The organism is Streptomyces sp. NPDC102451 (assembly GCF_044765485.1).
Taxonomy (GTDB): Bacteria; Actinomycetota; Actinomycetes; order Streptomycetales; family Streptomycetaceae; genus Streptomyces.
Genome location: NZ_JBIWKD010000043.1, coordinates 1 through 10,456, shown reverse-complemented (window position 1 = coordinate 10,456; position 10,456 = coordinate 1). Strand labels below are relative to the sequence as shown.

The 10,456-nt window shown below is 70.4% G+C and carries 8 protein-coding genes; 7 read left to right on the top strand and 1 reads right to left on the bottom strand.

The window, feature by feature from the left end; all coding sequences use genetic code 11:
* The first annotated feature begins 68 nt into the window (after positions 1 to 68).
* From ACIRD8_RS37635 to ACIRD8_RS37610, 6 genes are all read left to right on the top strand, one after another.
* Positions 69 to 749, top strand: a complete 681-nt coding sequence (locus tag ACIRD8_RS37635; protein ID WP_404002252.1) for a hypothetical protein — start codon at positions 69 to 71, stop codon at positions 747 to 749.
* A gap of 3 nt (positions 750 to 752) precedes the next feature.
* Positions 753 to 2,276 carry an SCO6880 family protein gene (locus ACIRD8_RS37630; protein ID WP_404002249.1) on the top strand — a complete coding sequence of 508 codons (1,524 nt, stop codon included), beginning with the start codon at positions 753 to 755 and terminating at the stop codon, positions 2,274 to 2,276.
* Between the two features lie 50 nt (positions 2,277 to 2,326).
* Complete coding sequence (locus ACIRD8_RS37625) at positions 2,327 to 3,874, top strand: type VI secretion protein (protein WP_404002255.1); 1,548 nt, start codon at positions 2,327 to 2,329, stop codon at positions 3,872 to 3,874.
* Positions 3,874 to 5,595, top strand: coding sequence for a type IV secretory system conjugative DNA transfer family protein (locus tag ACIRD8_RS37620; RefSeq protein WP_404002246.1), 1,722 nt, complete (start codon positions 3,874 to 3,876; stop codon positions 5,593 to 5,595). The genes ACIRD8_RS37625 and ACIRD8_RS37620 overlap by 1 nt, the downstream gene beginning before the upstream one ends.
* Before the next feature lie 44 nt (positions 5,596 to 5,639).
* Positions 5,640 to 6,173 carry a hypothetical protein gene (locus tag ACIRD8_RS37615; RefSeq protein ID WP_404002243.1) on the top strand — a complete coding sequence of 178 codons (534 nt, stop codon included), beginning with the start codon at positions 5,640 to 5,642 and terminating at the stop codon, positions 6,171 to 6,173.
* Positions 6,174 to 6,245: 72 nt separating this feature from the next.
* On the top strand, positions 6,246 to 7,490 hold the full coding sequence (locus ACIRD8_RS37610) for a hypothetical protein (protein WP_404002240.1): 1,245 nt from the start codon (positions 6,246 to 6,248) through the stop codon (positions 7,488 to 7,490).
* Between the two features lie 694 nt (positions 7,491 to 8,184).
* On the opposite strand, the gene ACIRD8_RS37605 is transcribed toward ACIRD8_RS37610, so the two are convergent.
* The gene (locus tag ACIRD8_RS37605; RefSeq protein WP_404002237.1) at positions 8,185 to 8,556 is read right to left on the bottom strand and encodes a winged helix-turn-helix transcriptional regulator; all 372 of its coding nucleotides are present in this window, start codon (positions 8,554 to 8,556) and stop codon (positions 8,185 to 8,187) included.
* 91 nt (positions 8,557 to 8,647) lie between these two features.
* Here ACIRD8_RS37605 and ACIRD8_RS37600 point away from each other — a divergent pair, with 91 nt between their 5' ends.
* Entirely contained in the window at positions 8,648 to 9,487 is an 840-nt protein-coding gene (locus ACIRD8_RS37600; RefSeq protein ID WP_404002234.1) for an SDR family oxidoreductase, read from the top strand.
* Positions 9,488 to 10,456 lie beyond the last annotated feature (969 nt).

Genomic DNA, 10,456 nt, shown 5'->3' with positions numbered 1-10,456 from the left:
TCAGACGCACCGCTCGATCGGCTGCCTGCTGACGACGCGCCATCCCACACCTCGCTGATCACGAGGTGTTGCGACGACCAGTTGAATTCGCCCTGATCGCCCTGATCCTCATGAAGCCGATGATCGTGCTCTGCTTCGCCATCGGATTCGGAGCCATGGCCGAAGGCCAGGGCGTGCAGAACATGTTCGTGGGCCTGGTCATCTTCATCCTGGCCTGCTTCGCATGGCCCGTACTGGCCAAGTTCATGACGTTCTCCACCGTCGGCGGGGGCAGCGCGATCGCGTCCGGCCTGATGAGTTCCGTCGGGTCGTCCGCCGCATCGGCGAGCGGCGGCTACCGCCCCGAGATGGGCGGGGCCGGCGCGGTCGGCGGCGGCAGCGCCTACACCCGGGCCCTGGAACAGGACACCGCCCAGACGTCGGCGAGCGGTTCCAACGCCGCCCCGGTGTCCGGCGGCGGGACAGGCGCAGGCGCTGCGAGCGGTGCCGGACGGTCCTTCGGCTCCAAGGTCTTCGGGACGGTCGCCCTGCCCCTCCAGCTCCTGGCGGCGGGCAAGGACACCCTCGAGTCCGGCATGTCGAGCACCGCCGGCCACGCAGGACTCGATCACGGTGCCGCGGGAGGCCGTCATGTCGTCATCGCCCAACGGCACGCGCCCGCCGGCCCGGGGCATCCGTCCGAAGCCCCGCCCGCAGCCGGGGACGCTCCGCCGCCGCTGCGGCCTCCCAGCCCTCCGACCCAGGAATAGCTCATGACACAGCCCGTCACGTACAGCGGGTGGCAGTCGGAGAGATCGGGCTTCATGGGACGCCTCTCCGGTCCCGGGTTCGCCCTCGTCGCCGTCGGCTGCACGCTCCTGCTCATCCCCGTCAACCTCGCGAGCTGGACCGCGGCCGGTGTGTGCGTGCCGGTGGCCGCGGTGCTCCTCGTCCTCGCGTTCGGCCGTGTCAGCGGGCTGAGCGCCGATGAATGGATCCTGCTGGCAGTGAGGCATCAGATCGCCGTGGCACGGAATCAGAACGTCTTCGTCTCGGGGCCGTTCGCCCCCCGCTCGGCCCGGACGGGCCGGCAGCCGATGGACCTGCCCGGCACCCTGGCCAGGCTGCGGATCCTGGAGGCCCCGGACGGGCTCGGCGGTCTGCTGGGAGTCGCGCACGACCCGGTCGCCGGGACGTACACCGCGGTGTCCCGGGTGTCCTACCCGGGCCTAGCCCTCGTGGACACCGACAAGCAGGCCGCCCGGGTCTCGTCGTGGGCGGCGCTCCTGCGGACCTTCTGCACCGAGGACTCCCCGATCGTGCGGCTGTCCGTGCACCAGCGCTGCCTGCCCGACGACGGGGCGGCCCTGCGGTCATGGACCGCTCACCACATCACCCCCGACGCGCCCCCGGCCGCGGTGAGCGCCCTGTCGGACCTGATGGAGGGCGCCGGCCCCGCGGCCACCAACCGGGAGACCTATCTGTCCGTGACCCTGTCCGCCGGCCGCGCCCGGCTCGCGGTCAAAGGCGCAGGCGGCGGCCAGGTCGGTGCGGCCGCCGTCCTGGTCAGGGAGATCCACGCACTGGGCGGGGCGCTGAGCACCGCGAGCCTCCAGGTCATGGAATGGCTCTCCCCGCGGAAGGTCGCGCAGAGCATCCGTACGGCGTACGACCCCGACGCCCAGGTCGCGATCGCCACGACCAACGCGGCCGCCCAGAGCCCCGGATGGGAAGGAGTCGAAGAGGGCGTCGACCCCGCACTGGCCGGACCGGCGGCTGCGGAAACCGGGTGGGGGACCTACCGGCACGACGGAGCCTGGACCGTCACCTATCAGGTCCGCACCTGGCCCCAGGCCCAGGTCTACGCGACGTTCCTCCAGCCCCTGCTGCGGCCCAGGCGCAACGCACGGCGGTCCATGAGCCTCGTCTACGAACCGCTCGGCCCCCGCCGCGCCCGCCAGGAACTCGCCCGCGAGAAGAGCAAGCGATCCTCCGCCCGCTATCTGCGCGCCAAGACCGGGCGGGACGAGAGCGAGGACGAGCGCCGCGAGGTGTACCTCGCCCGCACCCAGGACGCCGCCCGCGCGGCCGGCCAGGGCGTGGTCCGGATGACCGCGGTGCTGTCGGTGACCGTGACCGACCTGGAGGAACTGGAGACTGCCTGCGCCGAGATGCAGGCCGACGCAGCCGCGTCCGGTCTGGAGCTACGGCGCATGTGGGGCGCCCAGGACGTCGGATTCGCCGCCGGAGCCCTGCCGCTCGGCCAGGGGCTCCCGGATCGCCGGGTGGGCTTCTGATGGGGCTGCGGACACGCCTGCGCATCCCCGTGACGGCAGCAGGCCTGCGCATCCACCTGCCGGCACGTCGTCACGCCACGGACACGGAGCTGGAAGCGTCCGGCCTCGGTGAAGCCACCGGCATCAACACCGCGTACGTACCGGCGCCTGCCGGCCCGACCCCTGCCGAGCAGCGGGAGTCCCGCCGGCTCGAGGACGCCGAGACCGTCATGCGGGTAGCACCCCGCAAGGGCTGGCCGCACCCCTTCGCCGGCCGCTCCGCATCGCTGCCGCGCACCGAGGTCGTCCGGGCCGACACCGGCAACGCGGCCGGGGCGTACCCCTTCCTGCACGCCGGATCGCTGCCTCCGGTGGGCGCGTACATCGGGCACAACACGCTCACCACCCAGGCCTTCAGCGCGCACCCGGCGGTCTGGGTCCGCGAAGGCCTCTGCACCAACCCGAACGTCATGATCACGGGCATCCCCGGCAGCGGGAAGAGCGCCCACATCAAGGCCCTGTGCTTCCGCCTGATGGCCTTCGGGCACCGGACGCTGATCGCGGGCGATGTGAAGGGTGAGTACGCGGGGCTCTGCCGCCACCTGGGAGTCGAGCCGGTACGCCTCGGCCCCGGGCTGCCCGGCCGCCTCAACCCGCTCGACGCCGGGCCGCTCGGCGCGGGCCTCGACCGGATCAAGGATCCCGCCGAACTCCGTGGCCGCCTGCAGGAGATCCACCGCCGCCGCCTGACCCTGCTCAAGGCCCTCCTCGAACTCCAGCTCCGCCGAACCCTCGAGTCCCGCGAGGAGGAGGCCCTGGACGTCGCGGTGCGCGAGGTGACCGGCGAGCTGTACGGACAGACGAGGCTCGCCGTGCCGACACTGCCGCTCGTCTACGACAAGCTCCGCGACCCCACCGACGCGATGGCCCAGGAGCTCCGGGTCCGGGACGGCGAGGTCCAGCTGGCCCGCGAGCAGATGGTGTCGATCCGCTCGGCGCTCGGCACGATGGTCAACGGGCACCTGGGCGGGCTCTTCGACGAGCAGACCTCGATCGGCCTGGACTGGGACGCACCGATCCAGTCCGTCGACATCAGCGCCCTGGAGCAGTACGGCGACGAGACGGTCGCCATGGTCCTGTCCTGCGTCTCCTCATGGGCCCAGGCCGCCATCGACCGGCCCGGGCAGCGGCCCTGGATCGTCGTCCGGGACGAACTGTGGCGGCAGATGCGCTCCGGCGGCGCCGCGATGGTCCGAAAGATCGACGCCGACCTCCGGCTGTCCCGGGCGACCGGGACCATCCAGATCCTGGCCACCCACCGGCTGTCCGACTTCGAGAGCGTCGGCTCGGCGAGCTCCGAGGCCGTCGCGATCGCCAAGGACCTGATCTCCTCCTGCGAGACACGGATCCAGCTGGCGCAGGACACCCGGCCCCTGCAGATCACCCGCGAGGCGATCGGCCTCTCGGACGCCGAATGCGACCTGATCGGCTCCTGGGGCGCCGGGCAGCGGGGGAGGGCCCTGTGGAAGATCGGCCGAGGCGGTGGTCACGCCGTACAGCTGGTCCTGTCCCACATCGAGCAGAAACTCTTCGAGACGGACGAGCGGATGGCCGTGTGATGGCGGCGGAGAGGACCGGCTCGCCCACCGCGGGCCTGGACGACAACACCCTGCTCGCCGCCTACGGGTTCGGGGCGGCCGCCTCGGTCGGCGGAGCGGTGCTGCTCGCCGCGCCGGCCGCAGCTGTGCTGTCCGGGCGCGGGTGGGCCACCCGTACCGACAGCATCCCCGCCACCGTCCTGAAGTCCCTGGTGAAGGGCCCCGAAGCGGCGTACGACCCGGCCCCGCCCGGCTGGCTGTTCTACGTGCTGACCGCCGCACTCGTCCTGGTCGTACTCCTCCTGGCCGTGAAGGCGGTCAGCCACTTCGACCGCAGCGGCCGTACCGGCGGCGCCCAGTGGGGCGGGGCCACGGTGGAGCGGAAGCTCCAGGCGCCACAGGACCCGGCCGGACGCGCCAACCGGCTCACCGCCGGGCGCGGGATGCGTACGGGGAAGATCGTGGCCGCACAGCCCAACATCAGCGCCACAGTGTTCGGAGTGCCGGGGTCCTCGAAGACGACCGGTCTGGTGCTGCCGAACGCCGCCGAATGGCAAGGGCCCCTGGTCGTGACCACCACCAAGGCCGCCGACCTCGACATCATCCACGCGCGCCGTCGATCCCTCGGACCGGTCTGGGTCATCGCCCCGGCCGGCATCCCCGGCAGGCCCACCCAGAGATGGTCGCCCGTCGACTACTGCACCGACGCGAAGGCCGCCGACCGGATGGCGTCGTGGATGGCCGAGGCGTCCTCCTCCGGTGACAGCAAGCGCGCAGCGCCGTGGGTCGACCAGGCCAAGAGCGTCCTCAAGGGCGTACTGCTGGCCTCGAACCTGTCCGGTGGGGGAGTGGGGGCGATGCGCCGCTGGCTCAGCCTCGGCAAGGACGCCGTCGACCACGTCCGGGCCGTCCTGCTGCAGCACGGCTGCAACGAGGTCGCCGACGACTACGCATCGCCCTGGCTGCGGCTCCACGAGGACGGGATCGGCTCGATCCAGTTCACCCTCAACGTGCTGGCGAGGGTGTACGCCGATGAGGAGGTCCGCGAGACGTGCGCCGGCACCGACTTCACCGTCGAGGAGCTGCTGGACCGGAACGGAACCGTCTGCCTGATCGCGTCCGAGGCCGACGCCGAGCGGTTCGCCCCGCTGCTGACCTCCATCATCGCCTCGATCATCCATGGCGCCGAGGTCCGCTACAACAGCACGGGCAAGCCCCTCGACCCGTCGCTGGGCGTGATGGTCGACGAGGCCGGGAACATGCTGCGCTACCCGAGGCTGCCGAACATCCTGACCACCGGCCGCGGCATGGGCATCGACGTCCTGACGGTGTGGCACGACCTCTCCCAGCTCCGGGACCGGCTCGGTACGCAGAAGGCCAACACGGTGCTCTCCGCGAGCGGCCTGCGGATGCTGCTGCCCGGCTGCGGAGACCTGGAGACCCTGCGCTACTTCTCCGGCCTGTACGGGCGCACCGAGGTGATGCGGACCTCCCACGGCCGCTCCCGGGGCGAGTACTCGACGAACACCTCAGCCACCGAGACGGACCTCGCCCCGGTGCACTCGCTGCAGCAGCTGCCGGACTTCACCGCGATCGCGCAGTACTCCAACCAGCCCCCGATCAGGGTCAGGATGCGGCTTACCTTCCGCGACAAGGACCTGAAGAAGCTGCTGGCCGCGCCGGGAGGACGGGCGCCCATGCCGGCACCGGACCACGACGGCGGGCCCTTGGGACAGCGCTGAACAGAAGGCAGGCATCACTCATGTCCTCAGACATGTCCTCAGACATGACCTCAGATCTCGACAACCCGGCCTCGCTGTGGCCCACCATGTCCTCCGAGGCCCAGCCCGAGCCGCAGCGGTGGGTGTGGGCCGCGATGGACCCGGCGGACCGGCAACAACGCCTTCGCGAACTGGCGACCTGGGTCGACTGGCTGCGCGCCACGTTCGAGCTGCACAACAGCATCCCGCCGTGCTGGTACCGCCATCCGCCGGTCGTGGAGCACCTGACGGCCCTGTACGCCGGGTGGATCCGTACGTACGCCGGCGAGGAGGCCCCGGGCCGGGAGCTCGCCGAGGCGGACTGGATCAACACCTTGCACGCGTTCACCCCACGCCTGCAGCTGGCCGCGTGCGCCACCGGCATGCACCAGGCCCCGCCCCCTGTCCCGCCGGTCCCGGCGGTCCTGCAGGTCCTGTCGGGGACGGAGAACGACTTCGACTACTACCTGACCTCATCGGAGACCACGAACGCCCCCGCCGTCCATCCGGCGGCAGCCGAATTGCGCCGCCAGGCCGGCGAGGCCGAGCTGCCGCTATGACCCGGGACGGTGCTGGACAGCCCGATGACCACCACGCGCCGGGCGAACTGACAACTTACGGAGGCACCACCCATGGCCAGGAGTGCAGACATCAACGCGGAGCAGGATGAACGTCGCGTAGCCCGGGTTCCGTTGCCGCCCGAGCCGTCGAACGCCGTAGCGGCAGCAGACCACCCTGATCTCCCGCTGTGGCCGGGCAACGACCTGCCTGACGGCCGGTGGGAGCGCAGGGGCGACGTTCTCCACGAGCCGTCGGACGGCAACGCCATCTGGCGCCTCAAGCACAGTTCTGTCGCAGGTGATGGTGGTGCCACTCTGCCGCCCATCGACTGGGAGGAGGGCCTCAAGGGCGCGCAGCGGGCGTGGGCAGACCATGTGCCCGAAGCTCGCGGAGGTGCCGATGACATGTGGGCCGTGGTCGTGGAGGACCTGGAGACGATCGACCAGGTTGTACCGGCCCCCGACCCGTTGCCCACGGGCGAGGCCCTTCCGGTTACCTCCGCCGCAGCATCGGATCTCGTGCGCGATGCCTTGAAGGACACAGCTGCCTCGGATCTCCAGAGCTCGCCGGAGTGGCAGCGGATCCAGAGCATCCGGGGCGCCATGGGGCACCTGATGACCACGATCAGAGAGAGAGCTGGCGAGTACTGGAAGGAGCTGCGCACCGATGTCCGGTTCCAGGGATTCTGGAAGTCCGTCTCCATCCGGACGTGCGAGGCCATCAGCCGGCTGGCCACGGCGGGCGCGGACAGGATCCGTCGCACCACTGCGGGAGACCTTCCCAGCGCGGACACCTTGCTCAAGTTGAGTGATGCGGCCCTCACCTACAGCACTGCCGCCGCGCGAACGCCGGTCCCGTACGGCTCTCAGGAGGAAACGACGGCCGGCGCCCGATCGGTGGCCGAGTCCTTCCAGGCGTGGATCGCGACTCCGATGGGGCGGATGCTTGCCACGTCCAACCACCCGAGGATCGAAGCCTTCCGCGACGCTTGGCAGCAGCTGCCACCATCGACACTCCTCGACGGACCCGGCCGCTCCGCTTCCCCGTACGGCAGAGCTGCCGAGGAGGCCGGCGCTTTGGCAGAGGCCGCTGCCGAGTCCACCCGCTTCGCAGGGGCCGACCTTGCTGCACTGCGGGAGGTAGCAAGGAGGGCAGACGGTCACGCGGCCCGGCTGTCGGTCACCTTGCCTGGAACGAAGAGCCAGTCGGCTGCACACTCCAAGCCGGCGCGCGCAGCGGCCGTTGCCCCACGGCCACGAGTCGCCGCGTCGTCGCCGGTGTCTGCGCCCTCCCGATCGTCGAGAGCGGCGGTATGACCTGCCAGGCATGTCCACTGCTGGGTGGGGCGCGTGAGGGACGGTTTGGATTTGCATGCCTGAAAGGCGCGTTTCGCCGGAGTCGGTGAAAGTGGTGCGGAATGGCTATCGCGGATGACAAACTCGCAGTTCAGCAAGAGTGCTCCCCGCGCCCGCGGGGATGGTCCCAGCGCGTCCCTCGCCAGGGCGTCTGATGCGCCGTGCTCCCCGCGCCCGCGGGATGGTCCCTTCGCGCTGGCCGGCCACCGCTCCGGCGTCGTGTGCTCCCCGCGTCCGCGGGGATGGTCCCCAGTCGGCGGAGTGGTCGGCGCCGTCGTGCGTGTGTTCCCCGCGCCTGCGGGGATGGTCCCGTCACCGGCGTCACCCACGGCAAGAGCAACTTGTGCTCCCCGCACCTGCGGGGGATGGTCCCCTCACCTGCACCAGGTGCGACACGAAGTACACGTGCTCCCCGCACCCGCAGGGATGGTCCCAGGATCGTGAACGGGACGACTTAGCCGAGGATGCGCTCCCCGCGCCCGCAGGGATGGTTCTTGGATGGACGACCCGGTGCTCCCCGCGCCCGCGGGATCGTTCCCTTGGGAAAGACCCACCAGCTCCTCGGCAGCTCGTGCGAGGGGCGTTGCTGACCCGGGCGAAGATCTGGCTCAGCAGGTCACCCATCGCTCGCGGACGGGCATCAGCCGCTCCCGCACTATCCCGTGCTGTCCGTCGACAGCCGCCGCGTGATTCGGTCGAACAGCTCCGTCAGCGGCTCGCCGACGTGTTGGCCGAACTCGGTCAGCCCGTACGTGACCTGAGGCGGCGTCGTCGGCTCCACCTCCCGCCAGACCAGGCCGTCCTGGACCAGCGCCCGCAGGGTCTGGGCGAGCATCTTCTCGCTGATGCCCTGGATGCTCTCGCGCAGCTCGTAGAACCGGAGGCTCTTGCTCCGCAACGAGATCAGCACCCAGATGCCCCACCTGCTGGTCACATGGTCGACCACATCGCGCGCGGGGCAGTCGGTGTGAAACACGTCATACCGCTTCTCCGCCTCGGCCTGCCTGGTCTGCACACCTTCCGTCATGTCATGAGCTTACCTCGAGGTATGTCCTTACCAAAAGTAAGTCGGCGCTCCTAGCGTGCAGGCCACACAGCCATCCGACGAGGAGCTGATCATGATCGTAGTAACCGGGGCTACCGGGAACATAGGCCGGCCGTTGACGCAGGCGCTGGCCGATGCGGGCCAGCAAGTGACGGCAGTGTCACGGCACATGGGGGCGGTGCCGGACGGCGTCCGTCACGTGGCGGCCGACTTGGCCAAGCCGGCCGGCCTCAAGCCCGCACTGGACGGGGCGAAGGCGCTGTTCCTGCTGCTGTCCGGCGACCTGCACGCCACTGGAGCCGACCCTGCCGACATCATCCGCGAAGCTGCGGACAGCGGGGTCCGCCGGGTCGTGCTGCTCTCCACGCTGGGCGTGGTGACCAGGCCCTCCGGCCAAACGCGGATCGCGATGCGAGCACTGGAGGACATGTTGCGGGAGTCCGGCCTGGAGTGGGCCATCCTGCGGCCGGGCGGCTTCGCCTCCAACGCCCTGTGGTGGGCCGAGTCCGTCCGCGCGCAACGGGTCGTCGCCGCACCCTTCGGCGACGTCGGGGTGCCGATCATCGATCCGGCGGACATCGCCGCGGTCGCAGCAGCCTGCCTGCTGGAGGACCGGCACACCGGAGGCATCTACGAGCTGACCGGCCCGGAGGTGATCACTCCGCGCCAGCAGGCGGAGGCCATCGCCACCGCGCTGGGCTCGCCAGTGAGGTTTCAGGAGCTCACCCGCGAAGAGGCCGCGACCGCCATGACTCGGAGCATGCCGGCGGAGCTCGCCAACGACACTCTGGACATCCTCGGTTCCCCCAGCGCTGCCGAGCTGCGCATCAGCCCGGACGTCCAGCAGGTCCTCGGCCACGCCCCGCGCCCCTTCGCCGAGTGGGCTGCCCGTAATGTCGCCGCGTTCCGCTGAGGCCGGTCAGCTCAGTCGGGCAAGAACCGACGCTGCGGCCGCAGCGAATCGGGGCACAGCCAACCCCGTTGGCCCTGAAAGCCCTTGGGCATGGTGGGCTGCTGTGGAATCAGCCGGGTCTGACTATCCGGCGACGACGCTGACTGATCGTTCTAGCATGAGGTCCTGACCCGCTCGGCGCTTCTGCGGAGGCTGCGGAGGAATAGTTTGGGTCCTTGAGAGAGATTGTCTGTTGTGTTGGATTCGGTGAAAGGCGTGCGGAACGGCTTTCTCGACTGACAAACTCCCAGTTCAGCAAGAGTGCTCCCCGCGCCCGCGGGGATGGTCCCCACATGGCCGAACAGTGGACGCGCGAGTTCCTGTGGTCCCCGCGCCCGCGGGGATGAGCCCGAGGCGTAGCCGATCTCGGACTCGGGTCCGGTGTGCTCCCCGCGCCCGCGAGAATGGTCCCGTCGGCTGGCATTTCGGCCCGACGGACCACCGTGCTCCCTGCGCCTTCGCAGTGATGGTCCCGCCAAGCGGGGCGCGTGGAAGACCGCCATGCAGTGCTCCCCGCGCCCGTGGGGATGGTCCCTGGTCCATCATTTCGCCGAGGTACCGGGCGCTGTGCTCCCCGCACCCGCGGGGATGGCCCCATGCTCAACGTCATCACAGACGGCCGCAAAGCGTGCTCCCCGCGGCCGCGGGGATGGCCCGGACTCGTCCCACGCGGCGGTCGAGGCGCTCGTGTGCTCCCCGCGCCCGCAGGGATGATCCCTCGCACCGGCCACGGCGTTGGTACTGGTGGACTCGCGTATTCAAGTGTCGCCAGTTCTGGCGCTTGGGAGACCGCGCAGTGACTGTGCGCGTTCGCCGGGAGGCAGGGTGCGTGCTGTCAGAGGACGTTAAGTCCCGTTCCTGATGATGTGGTGTCACCCGTTCGTGGGTGACGGGACGGTTCCTCCGTCATGTCATGTCGTGTGCATGATG